Raw genomic sequence first — 17,065 nt, forward strand, 5'->3', positions numbered from 1 at the left:
CATGGTTCTCCGTTTGTCGGGTTATGTCAGAAGATGATGCGGTTCCGTTTTCAGACGACCTGCGGGGTCGGTTGCTTTGCCCCCGCAGGCGTCCAGGCTTATTTCACGTTGCGCAGATAGTTCAGCAACAGAGGAACGGGGCGGCCGGTTGCGCCTTTTTCGCTGCCGGATTTCCATGCCGTACCCGCGATGTCGAGGTGCGCCCACGGGTAGTCTTCGGTGAAGTAAGACAGGAAGGTGGCGGCGGTAATCGTGCCTGCGCCGGGCGTGCCGATGTTGGGGATGTCGGCGAAGTTGGATTTGAGCTGGTCTTTGTAGGTTTCAAAGAGCGGCAGTTGCCATGCTTTGTCGTCCACGTTGCGGGAGGCGGCAAGCAGGCTGTCGACCAAATCCTGATTGTTGCCCATCACGCCGCTGACGTCATGTCCCAAGGCGATGATGCACGCGCCGGTCAGGGTGGCGACGTCGATAACGGCTTTGGGTTTGAACTGCTCGGCGTAAGTGAGCGCGTCGCACAAAATCAGACGGCCTTCGGCATCGGTGTTCAACACTTCAATCGTCAGGCCTTTCATGCTTTTCACGACATCGCCCGGTTTGTTTGCCGCGCCGGAAGGCATGTTTTCGCAGGTGGCAACGACGGCGACGAGGTTGATCGGCAGTTGCAGTTTGACGGCGGCGCAGAAGGTGCTGATGACGGTTGCCGCGCCGCACATGTCAAACTTCATTTCATCCATGTTCAAACCGGGCTTAAGAGAGATACCGCCGGTGTCGAAGGTGATGCCTTTGCCGACCAAGACGACGGGGGCGGCTTCTTTGTCGGCTGCGCCGAAGTAGCTCAATTCAATCAGATAGGGGTCTTCCACGCTGCCTTTGGCAACCGACCAGAACGAACCCATGTTTTCTTTGATGTAGTCTTTTTCGATGATTTTGGCGTGTGCGCCCAGTTTTTCGGCTTCGGCTTTGGCGGTGCGCGCTAAGAATTCGGGCGTGCATTCGTTGGGCGCGGCGTTGCCCAAGTCGCGGCAGAGGCTTTGTCCGTAAACCTGCGCTTCGGCGACGCGCAGGGCTTCTTTGACGGCGGCTTCGTGTGCGGTGTGGAACACGGCTTGTGCGAATTTGGCGGGCTTGGCTTCTTTTTTGTAGCGGTCGAAACGGTAGGCGGCGTTGCCGAACGCGATGGCGAAGGCTTCGGCAACGGCGGCGGCTTGCGCTTCATCGAAGGCATGGATGTCCGCATTGACCGTTTCCTGATTTTGCGCCCATTTGGCGGCTTCGGCGGCAGCTTTGTTCAGCGCGGCGCGGTCGGTTTTTTCGAGGCGGACGACGGCGACTGCCTGCAAACCGTTGTCCGTCGGGATTTTGGTGTCGGCAAAAGTTTGACCTTCTTCAAGCGAAGACAAAAGGGCAAGGGCGGTCGAGTGGTTTAATTGCGCGGTTTCGGTGCAGACAAATAACTGTGCGCCTGCCTGTTGCGGCTGCAAGGTTCCGGCTTTTGTGCTAAATTCCACGTTTATTCTCCTGATTGAGATGGTTTCGGGTAGTTTCAGACGACCCTTTGCATTAAGAGGTCGTCTGAAAACGGTTGGAAAGATTGTACTCCATTTGAGAGGTCGTCTGAAACCTTGCGCAGACAATCCGCCTGCGCCGAACCGCTACCGCTCCTAGCCGCGATTCTATGATTTATCAAAGAAACTTCATCAAAGAACTCTCTTTTACCGCCGTCGGCATTTTCGTCGTCCTCTTGGCGGTGTTGGTCTCCACTCAGGCAATCAACCTGCTCGGCCGTGCCGCCGACGGGCGCGTCGCCATCGATGCTGTGTTGGCATTGGTCGGTTTCTGGGTTATCGGCATGACGCCGCTTTTGCTGGTTTTGACTGCGTTCATCAGCACGCTGACCGTATTGACCCGCTACTGGCGCGACAGCGAAATGTCGGTTTGGCTTTCCTGCGGGCTGGCGTTGAGGCAATGGATACGCCCCGTCATGCAGTTTGCCGTACCGTTTGCCATCCTGATTGCCGTCATGCAGCTTTGGGTGATGCCGTGGGCAGAACTGCGCAGCCGCGAATACGCGGAAATCCTCAAGCAGAAGCAAGAATTGTCCATGGTGGAAGCGGGCGAGTTCAACAGCTTGGGTAAGCGCAACGGCAGGGTTTACTTCGTCGAAACCTTCGACACCGAATCGGGCATCATGAAAAACCTGTTCCTGCGCGAACAAGACAAAAACGGCAACGACAACATTATCTTCGCCAAAGAAGGCAATTTCTCGCTGAACGACAACAAGCGCACGCTCGACCTGCGCAACGGCTACCGTTACAGCGGCATGCCCGGCAAAGCCGACTACAACCGCGTTTCCTTTCAAAACCTCAGCCTGATTATCAGCACCACGCCCAAACTCATCGACCCCGTTTCCCACCGCCGCACCATCCCGACATCCCAGCTCATCGGCAGCAGCAACCCGCAACATCAGGCGGAATTGATGTGGCGCATCTCACTGACCGTCAGCGTCCTCCTGCTCTGCCTGCTTGCCGTGCCGCTTTCCTATTTCAACCCGCGCAGCGGCCACACCTACAACATCCTCGTTGCCATCGGGCTTTTCCTGATCTACCAAAACGGACTGACCTTCCTGCGCAATGCCGTGGAAGACGGCAAAATCCATTTCTGGCTCGGACTGCTGCCCATGCACATCATCATGTTCGCCATCGCCGTCGTACTCCTGCGCGTCCGCAGCATGCCCAGCCAGCCCTTCTGGCGGGCGGTTGGCAAAAGTCTGACATTGAAAGGCGGAAAATGAACCTGATTTCACGTTACATCATCCGCCAAATGGCGGTTATGGCGGTTTACGCCCTCCTGGCCTTCCTCGCCCTGTACAGCTTTTTCGAGATTATCAACGAAGTCGGCGACTTGGGCAAAGGCAGCTATAACGGCGCAACCATGGCGCAATACGTCCTCATGCAGATGCCCGCGCGCGCCTACGAACTCATGCCCCTCGCCGTCCTCATCGGCGGACTCGTCTCCCTCAGCCAGCTTGCTGCCGGCAGCGAACTGACCGTCATAAAAGCAAGCGGCATGAGCACCAAAAAACTGCTGCTGATCCTGTCGCAGTTCGGACTGATTTTCGCCATCGCCACCGCCGCGCTCGGCGAATGGATTGCCCCCACCCTCAGCCAAAAAGCCGAAAACATCAAATCCGCCGCCATCAACGGCAAAATCAGCACCGGCAATACGGGGCTTTGGCTCAAAGAAAAAAACAGCATCATCAACGTGCGCGAAATGCTGCCCGACCATACCCTGCTGGGCATTAAAATTTGGGTGCGCAACGACAAAAACGAACTGACGCAGGCAACGGAAGCCGAATCCGCCGTTTTAAACAACGACGGCAGTTGGCAGTTGAAAAACATCCGCCGCAGCACGCTTAGCGAAGACAAAGTCGAAGTCTCGACCGCCACCGAAGAAAACTGGCCGATCGCCGTCAAGCGCAACCTGATGGACGTATTGCTTGTCAAACCCGACCAAATGTCGGTCGGCGAACTGACCACCTACATCAGCCACCTCGAAAACAACAACCAAAACACCCAGATCTACGCCATCGCCTGGTGGCGCAAATTGGTTTACCCCGTCGCCGCCTGGGTCATGGCACTCGTCGCCTTCGCCTTCACCCCGCAAACCACCCGCCACGGCAATATGGGTTTGAAGCTCTTCGGCGGCATCTGCCTCGGCTTGCTGTTCCACTTCGCCGGACGGCTCTTCGGGTTTACCAGCCAACTCTACGGCGTCCCACCCTTCCTCGCCGGCGCATTGCCCACCATAGCCTTCGCCCTGCTCGCCGTTTGGCTGATACGCAGGCAGGAGCGGCGTTAAGCGCAAGAATACAAGGAAGGTTTGCAAATTCAGGCTTCCAGTTCGACACCCGAATCAATCTGACCAATCCGCCTAAAAATAATGCTTTTTAGGCGGATTTTTCAAAACTGATGGCATTTAATCCACTATAAAAAAACAGAACAGCGAAAACTGTTCTGTTTTTTTGTTTTCAGACGACCTCATGGGTTTAGTCATTGAAGGGGTCGTCTGAAACTGTTTTACCTACCTGTTAAACATTCACGGTCTCGGCTACTTCGTTGTAGCTGTCGATTTCGTTGAAGTTCATGTAGCGGTAGATTTGATCGCCCTGTTCGTTGATGATGCCGATGTTGGCTTGGTATTCTTCAACAGTCGGGATTTTACCCAGTTTGGAGCAAATCGCCGCCAACTCTGCCGAGCCGAGGTAAACGAAGGTGTTTTTACCCAAGCGGTTCGGGAAGTTGCGGGTGGAAGTGGACATGACGGTTGCGCCTTCGTGTACTTGGGCTTGGTTACCCATACACAGCGAACAGCCCGGCATTTCCATACGCGCGCCGGCACGGCCGAGTACGCCGTAGTGGCCTTCGTCGGACAACTCTTTCGCGTCCATTTTGGTCGGCGGCGCCATCCACAGGCGGACGGGGATGTCGGACTTGCCTTCCAAGAGTTTGGAGGCGGCGCGGAAGTGGCCGATGTTGGTCATGCACGAACCGATGAACACTTCGTCGATTTTGGTGCCGGAACGTTCGGACATGAAGCATACGTCGTCCGGGTCATTCGGGCAGGCGATAATCGGCTCTTTGATGTCGTCCATGTTGATTTCAATCACGGCGGCGTATTCGGCATCTTTATCCGCTTCGAGCAATTCGGGGTTTGCCAACCATGCTTCCATGGCCTTGATGCGGCGTTCCAGCGTGCGCGGGTCTTGATAGCCGTCGGCAATCATATTTTTCATCAACACGACGTTGGATTTCATGTACTCGATAATCGGCTCTTTGTTGAGCTTCACGGTACAGCCGGCGGCAGAGCGCTCAGCAGACGCGTCGGTCAATTCAAAGGCTTGTTCCACTTTCAAATCAGGCAGACCTTCGATTTCGAGGATGCGGCCGGAGAAGATGTTTTTCTTACCGGCTTTGGCAACGGTCAGCAAACCTTGTTTAATCGCGTAAAGCGGAATGGCGTTCACCAAATCGCGCAGGGTTACGCCCGGTTGCAGTTTGCCGCTGAAGCGTACCAATACGGACTCAGGCATATCGAGCGGCATCACGCCGGTGGCTGCTGCGAAAGCAACCAGGCCTGAGCCTGCGGGGAAGGAAATACCGATAGGGAAACGGGTGTGGCTGTCGCCGCCGGTGCCGACGGTATCAGGCAGCAGCAAGCGGTTGAGCCATGAGTGGATCACGCCGTCGCCCGGACGCAGAGATACGCCGCCACGGGTAGAAATAAAGGCGGGCAGTTCTTTATGGGTTCTGACATCGACAGGTTTCGGATAAGCCGCGGTGTGACAGAAAGACTGCATCACCATATCGGCGGAGAAGCCCAAGCAAGCCAAGTCTTTCAACTCGTCGCGGGTCATCGGACCGGTGGTGTCTTGTGAGCCGACCGTCGTCATGCGCGGTTCGCAATAAGTACCCGGGCGTACGCCTTGTCCTTCCGGCAGACCGCAGGCGCGACCGACCATTTTTTGCGCCAACGTGAAACCGGCTTTGCTTTCGGCAGGTGCTTGAGGCAGACGGAATTCGGTGGAAGCAGGCAGTTTCAACGCTTCGCGCGCTTTGGCGGTCAGACCTCGACCGATAATCAGGTTGATACGGCCACCGGCTTGCACTTCATCCAGCAATACTTGTGATTTCAGGCTGAACTCGGCAACGGTTTCGCCGTTTTTCACGATTTTGCCTTCATAAGGCAGAATATCGACGACATCGCCCATTTTCAGCGCGGAAACATCAACTTCAATCGGCAGCGCACCGGAGTCTTCTTGAGTATTGAAGAAAATCGGCGCAATTTTTCCACCCAAGCATACGCCGCCGAAACGTTTGTTCGGTACGAACGGAATGTCTTCGCCGGTATGCCAAATGACGGAGTTGGTCGCGGATTTGCGTGAAGAACCGGTACCGACCACGTCGCCGACGTAGGCAACAGGATGACCTTTGGCTTTGAGTTCTTCCAACAATTTAATCGGACCGACTTCGCCCGGTTTGTCGGGCGTGATGCCGTCGCGCGGGTTTTTCAGCATGGCCAGCGCGTGCAGTGGAATATCGGGACGGCTCCATGCGTCGGGCGCGGGAGAGAGATCGTCTGTATTGGTTTCGCCGTCAACTTTGAAGACGGTAACGGTAATTTTTTCGGGAACTTTGGCGCGTGAGGTAAACCATTCGGCATCTGCCCAAGATTGCAAAACTTCCTGCGCATATTTGTTGCCTTTTTCAGCTTTTTCCTGAACGTCGTGGAAAGAATCGAACATCAGAAGCGTATGTTTCAAACCTTTGGCAGCGATAGGCGCGAGTTTGTCGTTGTCCAAGAGTTCGATTAAGGCGTGAATGTTGTAACCGCCGAGCATCGTACCTAAAAGTTCGGTCGCATATTCGGGGAAAATCAGCGGGCTGGATGCGCTGCCTTCGGCAACGGCAGCCAGGAATGAGGCTTTGACTTTGGCGGCATCGTCCACACCGGGCGGAACACGGTGGGCAAGCAGTTCGACCAAGAATTCACCTTCGCCTGCGGGCGGGTTTTTCAGCAGCTCGACCAAATCGGCGGTTTGCTGCGCGTTCAAAGGGAGGGGCGGGATACCGAGGGCAGCACGCTCGGCGGCGGCTTTGCGATAGGCTTCTAACATCTCTTTGTTCCTTTTTTCTGTTTTTCTTCTATCCGTTGCAAATGATTTGCAATCAAAGAATTGTAAACAATCCTTTTAGGTATCATAGACCAGTTTGGCAAAAATTGGAATATTTATGTTATCGGATGTAATAGGTGTTTGCTATTGAAACGAATTATCTTGAAAAATACGAAAAGGTCGTCTGAAAACAGGGTTTCAGACGACCTTTTATGTTTTATCGGAATGACCGGTTCGTTCTTTTACCGAGCGTTTGCCTGATATTCGCTTCCGTCTTCACGCAGGAGCTTGGGCTGTTCGCCTTTCTCAATGACGTTTTTACCGATGACAACTTTGGTCACGCCTTTCAAATCAGGCAGTTGATACATAGTATCCAAGAGGCAGCGTTCAACGATGGAGCGCAGGCCGCGCGCGCCGGTTTTGCGTTCCATTGCCTGACGGGCGATGCTGCGCAAGGCTTCTTCTTCAAATTCCAATTCGACATTTTCCATGCCGAACAGGGTTTGATATTGTTTTACCAAGGCATTTTTCGGCTCGGTCAAAATATTGACCAATGCGTCCTCGTCTAATTCCGCCAGCGTGGCGATGACGGGCAGACGGCCGATTAACTCGGGAATCAGACCGAATTTAATCAAGTCTTCAGGCTCAACGATTTCAAACAATCCGGTAATGTCGGCATTTTCGTCCTTACTGTGAACGGACGCGCCGAAACCGATACCACCTTTTTCAGTACGCTGACGGATGACTTTTTCCAAGCCTGCAAACGCGCCGCCGCAGATAAACAGGATGTTGGTCGTATCGACGTTGATAAATTCCTGATTCGGATGTTTGCGACCGCCTTGGGGCGGAACGCTGGCAACCGTACCTTCAATCAGTTTCAGCAAGGCTTGTTGCACGCCTTCGCCGGATACGTCGCGGGTAATTGACGGGTTGTCGCTTTTACGCGAGATTTTGTCGATTTCGTCAATATAAACGATACCGCGTTGGGCTTTTTCGACATCGAAATCGCATTTACCCAAAAGCTTGGTAATGATTTGTTCGACGTCTTCACCGACATAACCTGCCTCGGTCAGCGTGGTCGCGTCCGCCATCACGAACGGCACGTCCAGTTTGCGCGCTAAAGACTGCGCCAACAGGGTTTTACCCGAACCGGTCGGACCGATAAGCAGGATATTGGATTTCGACAATTCGACGTTACCGTTGGCTTTGGGGTGGCGCAGGCGTTTGTAATGGTTGTACACCGACACCGCCAAGGCTTTCTTGGCTTGTTCCTGACCGATAACGTGATCGTTGAGATTGGCGACGATTTCGGCAGGCGTAGGCAGCTTGTTGTTCGGATGGGACGCATCCGTTGCAGATTTGTCTGCGGAGAGGTCGTCTGAACTTTGCAGCATCACGCCGCAAGTTTCTACACATTCGTTACAGATAAAAGCGTTTTCGCCTTCAATCAGGTTTTTGACTTCATGCTCGGATTTTCCGCAAAACGAGCAGGAGCGTTTTTCTTCAGTCATAATTTATCTTCTGTTTTCAAGCAATATCGGCAAACCGTCATCCGAATGTTGCGGGAACGGTTTTCGGCAAAGTCGGTAAGTATAATCAGTATCTTAAGGTTTATCAAATACCGTATGGCAAGCTGTTGGGCGTAAGGTTTTCAGACGACCTTACGACGCATGGCAACACGCCACAATTTCCTATCCTTAAGATTGTTTCCAATTTGGGAAAAAGATGCAAACAAACGCAAAAAAGCCATATTAAACTTTACATTTTGTTGTATTTTAAGCAAAATATCCCCTTTAATAATTCAATTGTCTTAAATTCTACTGGTTGAAGTATGTCGGTTATGAAATTTTATAAAACACTGAGTGCCGCCTGTTTGGGTATGGCGTTGACTGTCGCAGCCGCCCCTGCCGCTGCAGACGATATGGACGTTTTGGGTCAATTTTTGGAACAAAATTTTCCAACCCAAAATGACCCGATGGAAGCTTTCGCATTAAGCCACGCACAAAAAATCGAGGCTCAGGCGATGATGGCGGGGCCGCTTTTGACATCGCAGGCTGCTTTGATTTTCAACAACAAAACAGGCGAAATCCTGTATCAGAAAAACGCAGACCGCGTGATGCCGATCGCGTCCATTTCCAAACTGATGAGCGCGATGGTCGTTTTGGACGCGCGTTTGGATATGAACGAACGCATTACCATTACCTCCGACGAAATCGACCGCCTGAAAGGTACAGGTAGCCGCCTTGCCGTCGGCACGACGCTGACGCGCGGCGAATTGCTGCACCTAAGCCTGATGAGCAGCGAAAACCGCGCAACACACGCGCTGGGCCGCACCTATCCGGGCGGTATGTCGGCATTTGTTGCCGCCATGAATGCCAAAGCGCAAAGCCTGGGCATGCACAGCAGCCGTTTCTACGAACCTACCGGCCTGAATTTCCAAAACGTATCAACCGCCAACGATTTGAACCGCATGGTCGCCGCGGCAAGCAAATATCCGCTTATCCGCAAAAACACGACCTCCAACTACGGCTCGGTTTGGACGGCAAACGGCCGCCAAAACTATAAAAACTCCAACGCCCTCGTCCGCGAAGGTAGCTGGAACATCGAGCTTCAGAAAACCGGTTATATCCGCGAAGCAGGACGTTCGATGGTGGTTAAGGCAAACGTCCAAAACCAACCGATTACCATCGTATTGCTGAACTCGCCGACTTCGACAACCCGAGTCAACGACGCGCGTAAGATCGAATCTTGGATGTTGCAGCGCCGCTCTTAAAATATTTGTTATGCCGTCTGAAAATCAGGCGGCATTTTTTATATGATGTGCAGAAATACCGCATGCAATCCGATTGAAGAATCTTGATTTTAACAATATTAGGAGATGCAAATGCCGAACAAACAAATATACAAAAAACAGTTGATGCAGCTGGGAGCCATTATGGCTTTGACCGGCTGTACTTCCGTTGCCGATATGGTGGGATACGATACGGCATCGCTCAACGAGGCTGCCGCCAAAAACTATTCGCAAGTGGTACAGCAAGCGCAGTCGCAGCGCGTTTTGGACAACACTTCCCACACTTCGCGCCGTATCAAAGCCGTATTCGAGCGCCTGAAGCCCTATGCCAACCAGGCCAACCAAACCGGCACACCTTTCAATTGGCAGATGAATGTTTTCCGCGGCAATGAATTGAATGCTTGGGCAATGCCCGGAGGCAAAATGGCGATGTACACCGGCATGGTCGAGCGTTTGAAATTGACGGACGACGAAATCGCCGCCGTTATCGGTCACGAGATGACCCATGCCCTGCTGGAACATGGCAAAAAAGCGATTGGCGGCCAAGTGCTGACGGGATTGGGCGGTTCTATTTTAGCAGGTGCATCCGGAGTCGATGCCAATATTGTCGGATTGGGTACGGATTTACTTGCTTCCAAGCCCTTTTCGCGCCATCAGGAAAGCGAAGCGGACGCAGGCGGCGTGCGTTTGATGGCTCAGGCGGGCTACAATCCGGAGGCTGCCATCAGCGTTTGGGAAAAGATGAGCAAACTTGAAGGCAGCTCGTCCATTGCGATTTTGTCCACCCATCCGACCAATCAGACGCGCATCAACGCCATCCGTAGAATGCTGCCTGAACTCATGCCGATTTATCAGAAAAATAAACGATAAATTTTTTTGAATAAACTTTCTGCGACCCGGCATCGTTTTTTCAAATTAGCCTGCAATCCCTTGCTTTAAATTTTCCTAAAAACAATTTAAATCAAAGTATTGCGCGATTTTCAATCAAGATTTTTCAGACGACCCTTCCGCCCACCCAGCGCAGGTCGTCTGAAAAATTGTCAACATTTTCACCCAAATTACCAAGCAACCCAGACCCATTCGGCGTATAATACAGCCTTTCCCAACCGCATTTGAGAGCTGAATCATGTCTGTTGTTTTGCCCTTGCGCGGCGTTACCGCCCTTTCCGATTTCCGTGTTGAAAAACTCTTGCAAAAAGCGGCCGCACTTGGTCTGCCCGAAGTGAAACTGAAAAGCGAATTTTGGTATTTTGTCGGCAGCGAGAAAGCACTGGATGCCGCGACTGTCGAAAAACTGCAAGCCTTGTTGGCGGCGCAAAGCGTTAAAGAAACGCCCGAAGCGCGCGAGGGCTTGCATTTATTTTTGGTAACACCCCGTTTGGGTACGATTTCGCCGTGGGCTTCCAAGGCGACCAATATCGCGGAAAACTGCGGTTTGGAAGGCATAGAGCGCATCGAGCGCGGCATGGCGGTGTGGCTGGAAGGTCGTCTGAATGATGAACAGAAACAGCAATGGGCGGCTTTGCTGCACGACCGCATGACCGAATCCGTGCTGCCCGATTTTCAGACGGCCTCCAAATTATTCCACCATCTCGAATCCGAAACCTTCTCCAGCGTCGATGTTTTGGGCGGCGGGAAAGAGGCTTTGATCAAAGCCAATACCGAAATGGGCTTGGCGCTTTCAGCCGACGAAATCGATTATCTGGTTGAAAACTATCAGGCTTTGCAGCGCAATCCGTCCGATGTGGAGTTGATGATGTTCGCGCAGGCAAACAGCGAACACTGCCGCCACAAAATCTTCAACGCCGATTTCATCCTCAACGGCGAAAGACAGCCGAAATCGCTCTTTGGCATGATTCGCGATACACACAACGCGCATCCCGAAGGCACGGTCGTTGCTTATAAAGACAATTCGTCCGTGATCGAAGGCGCGAAAATCGAGCGTTTTTATCCGAATGCGGCGGAAAACCAAGGCTACCGTTTCCACGAAGAAGACACGCATATCATCATGAAAGTGGAAACGCACAACCACCCGACCGCCATCGCGCCGTTTGCGGGTGCGGCAACGGGCGCGGGCGGCGAAATCCGCGACGAAGGTGCAACGGGCAAAGGTTCGCGTCCGAAAGCGGGCTTGACCGGCTTTACCGTCTCCAACCTCAACATCCCCGACCTCAAACAGCCGTGGGAACAAGACTACGGCAAGCCGGAACACATTTCCTCGCCGCTAGACATCATGATTGAAGGCCCCATCGGCGGCGCGGCGTTCAACAACGAATTCGGCCGCCCGAACCTCTTGGGCTACTTCCGCACTTTTGAAGAGAAGTTTGACGGTCAGGTTCGCGGCTACCACAAACCGATTATGATCGCCGGCGGCTTGGGCAGCATTCAGGCGCAGCAGACGCACAAAGACGAAATCCCCGAAGGCGCGTTACTGATTCAACTGGGCGGCCCGGGTATGCTTATCGGCTTGGGCGGCGGTGCGGCTTCATCCATGAATACCGGTACAAACGACGCGTCTTTGGACTTCAATTCCGTACAACGCGGCAACCCCGAAATCGAACGCCGCGCGCAGGAAGTGATCGACCGTTGCTGGCAGCTCGGCGACCAAAACCCGATTATCTCCATCCACGACGTCGGCGCGGGCGGTCTGTCCAACGCCTTCCCCGAACTGGTCAACGATGCCGGACGCGGCGCGGTATTCAAATTACGCGAAGTGCCGCTGGAAGAGCACGGCCTCAACCCGCTGCAAATCTGGTGCAACGAATCGCAAGAGCGTTATGTGTTGTCGATTTTGGAAAAAGATTTGGACACCTTCCGCGCCATCTGCGAACGCGAACGCTGCCCGTTTGCCGTGGTCGGCACGGCAACCGACGACGGCCATTTGAAAGTATGCGACGATCTGTTCTCCAACAACCCCGTCGATTTGCCGCTGAACGTCTTGCTCGGCAAACCGCCCAAAACCACGCGCAGCGACAAAACCGTGAGGTCGTCTGAAAAACCATTCACTGCCAAAGACATCGACATCACCGAAGCCGCCTACCGCGTTTTGCGCCTGCCTACCGTAGCCGCTAAAAACTTCCTGATTACCATCGGCGACCGCAGCGTCGGCGGCATGACCCACCGCGACCAAATGGTCGGCAAATACCAAACTCCAGTAGCCGACTGCGCCGTTACCATGATGGGCTTCAACACCTATCGCGGCGAAGCGATGTCTATGGGCGAAAAACCGACTGTTGCCCTGTTTGACGCACCCGCCTCGGGCAGAATGTGCGTCGGCGAAGCCATCACCAACATCGCGGCGGTCAACATCGGCGACATCGGCAACATCAAGCTTTCCGCCAACTGGATGGCGGCGTGCGGCAACGAAGGCGAAGACGAAAAACTCTACCGCACCGTCGAAGCTGTCTCCCAAGCCTGTCAGGCATTGGACTTGAGCATCCCCGTGGGCAAAGACAGCCTGTCGATGAAAACCGTGTGGCAGGACGGCGAAGAGAAAAAATCCGTCGTCTCGCCGTTGAGCCTGATTATCTCCGCGTTCGCACCTGTCAAAGACGTACGCAAAACCGTTACGCCCGAGTTGAAAAACGTCGAAGACAGCGTATTGCTGTTTGTCGATTTGGGCTTCGGCAAAGCGCGTATGGGCGGCTCCGCGTTCGGTCAGGTCTATAACAATATGAGCGGCGATGCGCCCGACTTGGACGATACAGGTCGTTTGAAAGCGTTTTACAACGTGATTCAACAGCTTGTCGCCGAAGACAAACTCTTGGCGTATCACGACCGCAGCGACGGCGGCTTGTTTGCGACGCTGGTGGAAATGGCGTTTGCGGGGCGGTGCGGGCTGAATGTGGATTTGACTTCACTGGTTGCCAACCAAGCCGATGTCAACGAAGCCAGCATCCGCGCATTGTTCAATGAAGAACTGGGCGCAGTGATTCAAATCGCCAAACAAGATGTCGCGGCAGTAGAAGCCTTGTTCAAAGCGGCGGCACTGCCCTTGCATACCGTTGCCACCATCGGTTCTGACGAAAAAATCGTTATCCGCAATCAGGCAGGCATCGTGTTGGAACAATACCGCGCCGACCTGCAACGCGCATGGCAGGAAACCAGCCACGCCATCCAACGCCTGCGCGACAACCCCGCCTGCGCAGACAGCGAGTTCGCATTGATTGGCGACAACGACCGCAGCGCATTGTTTGCCGACGTGAAGTTCGACGTGAACGAAGACATCGCCGCGCCTTTCGTTAACAGCGGCACCAAACCCAAAATCGCCATCCTGCGCGAACAGGGCGTGAACGGGCAAATCGAAATGGCAGCCGCCTTCACACGCGCCGGATTCGATGCCTACGACGTGCATATGTCCGACCTGATGGCAGGCCGCGTCCACCTTGCCGACTTCAAAATGCTGGCGGCGTGCGGCGGCTTCAGCTACGGCGACGTACTCGGCGCGGGCGAAGGCTGGGCGAAATCCATTCTGTTCCACCCCGCCTTGCGCGACCAGTTCGCCGCCTTCTTCGACGACCCGAACACGCTGACATTGGGCGTGTGCAACGGCTGTCAAATGGTCAGCAACCTCGCCGAAATCATCCCCGGCACGGCAGGCTGGCCGAAGTTCAAACGCAACCTGAGCGAACAGTTCGAAGCGCGCCTGAGCATGGTTCACGTCCCCCAATCAGCTTCCCTGATCCTGAACGAAATGCAAGGCTCCAGCCTGCCCGTCGTCGTCAGCCACGGCGAAGGCCGCGCCGACTTCGCGCTTCACGGCGGCAAAATTTCAGACGGTCTCGGCATCGCGCTGCAATACGTCGACGGACAAAACCAAGTTACCCAAACCTACCCGCTCAACCCGAACGGCTCGCCGCAAGGCATCGCCGGCGTTACCAACGCCGACGGCCGCGTTACCATCATGATGCCCCACCCCGAACGCGTGTACCGCGCCGCACAAATGAGCTGGAAACCGGAAGACTGGACGGAACTGTCCGGCTGGTACCGCCTCTTCGCCGGAGCAAGGAAGGCTTTGGGTTAACCGGCAGGCTGATTTGATTCGGCTTTAAAGAAAAGGTCGTCTGAAAACGATTTAGTGGATTCTGCTATACCTATTTTCAGACGACCTTTATATGTTCTTTTGCGTATAAGACCGAACCGACCGCCGTCATTCCCGCGCAGGCGGGAATCCAGACCCCTGCATTTCAGAAATACTTCAAGATTACTGTAAATCCAAACTTCTGGATTCCCGCCTGCGCAAGAATGACGGTCATAGGAAAATCAATGCATTACCCAAAATAATTAAATTAGAAAACTTAACTTTGGTAGGAAGACTTAAATGGCAAAAACAAAATATTCCGCACGGATCAATGGAGAACATATTGATGGGACAATAGAAATTATAAAAAGAATCGTCTTACATCTGCATGATATGGGCAAAACACAATTTAAGGTAAAAGATGTAGATGAACAGATTGAAGAACTAAAAAACCAATGGCAGATTACTCCTGACTATAATGATGATACACGTGCTTCTTTGTATGTACTTAGTGTTAATTCAAACTCAAGGAAGCATTATCACGAATCAATGCACCAAGACTTTTTATGGTGGAAAAAAGGAGGAATATTTGAATTATACAAACCAACAAATTTTCAAATAAACTCAACCCAATCTTTGGAACAAGATCTCGGTAAACTCAAAGAACAATTAGCATCTGAAATTGAACCAGAAAAACGAACCGAAATCGAAACCTTAATAAAAGCCCGTCAAGGGCAAGGCAGATTCCGGCAAAAACTACTCGAACTGTATCCGAGCTGTCCACTGACAGATCTAGATGTTCGGTCTTTACTTATTGCCAGCCATATCAAACCTTGGAGTAAGTGCAACGATAAAGAGCGGTTAGATCCCTTCAATGGTCTGATGCTCGCCCCCAATATCGACGCATTATTCGATAGCGGTCTGATTACGTTTGAGACCGACGGTACGATAAAAATCAGTCCGAAAATCGATCTGGAAAATCAAAAGCGGCTTGGAATTTCTCCCGATATGAAATTAAAAATTCGACCGAAAAGCGAAAAATATTTCGAGTATCACCGCAACCATGTTTTCCAAAAAGAAGAATAGAAAGTGTTGAACAATCCGTTGACTTAAGGTCGTCTGAAAACGATTTAGCGGACCTCGCTATATTCGTTTTCAGACGACCTTTTTGCGTCCTTTTGCATATAAAGACCAAACCGACTGCCGTCATTCCCGCGCAGGCGGGAATCCAGACCTCTATATTTCAGAAATATTTAAAGATTACTGTAAATCCAAACTTCTAGATTTCCGCCTGCGCGGGAATGACGGCGGCGAAGTGTTTTTGGATTCCTACTATCGGCATTCTATCGGCGTATTCTGCAAGCAGAAGCATCATTCCGTATAATCCCCCTTAGCTCCCTATCCACTATAATCGGCACATTCAGACGACCTCCTCCAACACCATGACCCGACAAGCCTTTATCCTCAGTGATTGCGAATTTTCCGAATGCGGCGAAAAGCCTTATGCGCTGTTGACGGCGAATCCGACCAAGGAACATCACTATATCGCCCAGACCGAGCAGCGGCAGCACGCGCATAATCCGCAGGTCAGCTCGCAGAATCAGAATGTTTACAAGCTGCCTTTGTCCATGTTCCGCGAACCGGCTGCCGCCCGACGCTCCCGCTCCGGCGACAAGGTTCGCGGCGGGAATGAAAATCGCGGTGCGGCGGCGAGTGTCAACATTATCGGCAATCTGGCGGCGAAAAACCTTTACACGCTGACTTTCGTCGAAAACACCGCCAACCAGTACAATTTGGAAAGCTGGTTCAACCGCCACGAAAGCGGCTACGAAGAAGCCTGTAACCACTTGCGCACATTGCCCGGAGGCCGTCTGAAAACGGGCGAACCCGATACGGTCAAAGTTCCCGAGGCATTGTGGCGGATATTGCGGCTGAAATTCCTCGGCATCCTGCGCAATCCGCACAACCATAAAAACCTGTTCGCCCACCGTCTGCATGAGGCCGTTCGGGCGCGGCTGCCGGAGGTCGGGTTTGAGTTTGTGCGCCTGATCAGCAAGCGCGATCCGAGCCGCATCGAAGCCATCATGCAGAACTACCGTTTTTCGTTTCTCGGCTATGTCGATTGGCTGGCGGGGCTTTACGGCATGTTGAGCGAAGGCGTGGCGCAGCCGTCGCTGTTTGAGCGGCTGTTTTGCACCATATTCGCCGAACCCGATGCGGTGAAAATCGAGCTGTTCCGCTATGCCGAAAACGAGGGGCTGTGCCTGTTCGGCGACAGCAGTTTCTGCCTTCAGGCTTCGCCGAAACTCATCAGCGTCGGCGTAAATATTTCGCACGATATGTTTGCCGTCGTCCACCTGCAAACCGACCGCTGGCTTGCGTTTAAAAACACTTTCCACCACGACGCGCCGAAATTGGAAGGCAGGGTAAGAATTATCGACGGCGACCAAACCCAGCGGCTGATGTTCAACCGGCTGACCATCAGTCAGGCGCATGAAGCCGTGTTCGGCAGAAGCCCGAATATCGATGATTATCTTTAACGCTTGGATGATGTATAGTGGATTAAATTTAAACCAGTACGGCG

Annotated in this window: 11 protein-coding genes; 8 read left to right on the forward strand and 3 right to left on the reverse strand. The window is 53.1% G+C overall.

Annotated elements, in window-relative coordinates:
* Positions 1–98: 98 nt before the first annotated feature.
* The gene (locus tag HMPREF3277_RS10585) at positions 99–1,508 is read right to left on the reverse strand and encodes a leucyl aminopeptidase (RefSeq protein ID WP_070871090.1); all 1,410 of its coding nucleotides are present in this window, start codon (positions 1,506–1,508) and stop codon (positions 99–101) included.
* Here HMPREF3277_RS10585 and HMPREF3277_RS14970 point away from each other — a divergent pair.
* From HMPREF3277_RS14970 to lptG, 3 genes are read left to right on the forward strand one after another with little or no spacing between them, the layout of a single operon-like run.
* Positions 1,495–1,665, forward strand: coding sequence for a hypothetical protein (locus HMPREF3277_RS14970; protein ID WP_003757459.1), 171 nt, complete (start codon positions 1,495–1,497; stop codon positions 1,663–1,665). The two genes, HMPREF3277_RS10585 and HMPREF3277_RS14970, sit on opposite strands and share 14 nt — an antisense overlap.
* A 10-nt stretch (positions 1,666–1,675) precedes the next feature.
* Positions 1,676–2,791, forward strand: a complete 1,116-nt coding sequence (gene lptF, locus HMPREF3277_RS10590; RefSeq protein ID WP_070871091.1) for an LPS export ABC transporter permease LptF — start codon at positions 1,676–1,678, stop codon at positions 2,789–2,791.
* Positions 2,788–3,858 (forward strand): LPS export ABC transporter permease LptG, encoded by a 1,071-nt coding sequence (gene lptG / locus HMPREF3277_RS10595; RefSeq protein ID WP_039407274.1) that lies wholly within the window; start codon positions 2,788–2,790, stop codon positions 3,856–3,858. The genes lptF and lptG overlap by 4 nt, the downstream gene beginning before the upstream one ends.
* Before the next feature lie 229 nt (positions 3,859–4,087).
* Here lptG and acnB read toward each other — a convergent pair whose 3' ends face one another.
* Positions 4,088–6,673 (reverse strand): bifunctional aconitate hydratase 2/2-methylisocitrate dehydratase, encoded by a 2,586-nt coding sequence (acnB, locus tag HMPREF3277_RS10600; RefSeq protein WP_070871092.1) that lies wholly within the window; start codon positions 6,671–6,673, stop codon positions 4,088–4,090.
* A 239-nt stretch (positions 6,674–6,912) separates the two neighbouring features.
* Positions 6,913–8,181: an ATP-dependent Clp protease ATP-binding subunit ClpX gene (clpX, locus tag HMPREF3277_RS10605; protein ID WP_003768201.1), complete on the reverse strand. Its 1,269-nt coding sequence runs from the start codon at positions 8,179–8,181 to the stop codon at positions 6,913–6,915.
* 320 nt (positions 8,182–8,501) lie between these two features.
* Here clpX and HMPREF3277_RS10610 point away from each other — a divergent pair, with 320 nt between their 5' ends.
* The 5 genes from HMPREF3277_RS10610 to HMPREF3277_RS10630 all read left to right on the forward strand — a co-directional run bounded on the left by HMPREF3277_RS10610 (position 8,502) and on the right by HMPREF3277_RS10630 (position 17,021).
* On the forward strand, positions 8,502–9,443 hold the full coding sequence (locus HMPREF3277_RS10610) for a serine hydrolase (protein ID WP_070871093.1): 942 nt from the start codon (positions 8,502–8,504) through the stop codon (positions 9,441–9,443).
* A gap of 105 nt (positions 9,444–9,548) precedes the next feature.
* Complete coding sequence (locus tag HMPREF3277_RS10615) at positions 9,549–10,331, forward strand: M48 family metallopeptidase (protein ID WP_070871094.1); 783 nt, start codon at positions 9,549–9,551, stop codon at positions 10,329–10,331.
* Positions 10,332–10,587: 256 nt separating this feature from the next.
* Positions 10,588–14,484, forward strand: a complete 3,897-nt coding sequence (gene purL / locus HMPREF3277_RS10620; RefSeq protein WP_070871095.1) for a phosphoribosylformylglycinamidine synthase — start codon at positions 10,588–10,590, stop codon at positions 14,482–14,484.
* 297 nt (positions 14,485–14,781) lie between these two features.
* Positions 14,782–15,567, forward strand: a complete 786-nt coding sequence (locus HMPREF3277_RS15660) for an HNH endonuclease (RefSeq protein ID WP_094113524.1) — start codon at positions 14,782–14,784, stop codon at positions 15,565–15,567.
* A gap of 356 nt (positions 15,568–15,923) precedes the next feature.
* On the forward strand, positions 15,924–17,021 hold the full coding sequence (locus HMPREF3277_RS10630; RefSeq protein WP_070871096.1) for a hypothetical protein: 1,098 nt from the start codon (positions 15,924–15,926) through the stop codon (positions 17,019–17,021).
* The last annotated feature ends 44 nt before the right edge of the window (positions 17,022–17,065 follow it).

Origin of the sequence: Neisseria sp. HMSC70E02 (genome assembly GCF_001838645.1) — a bacterium.
Taxonomy (GTDB): Bacteria; Pseudomonadota; Gammaproteobacteria; order Burkholderiales; family Neisseriaceae; genus Neisseria; species Neisseria macacae.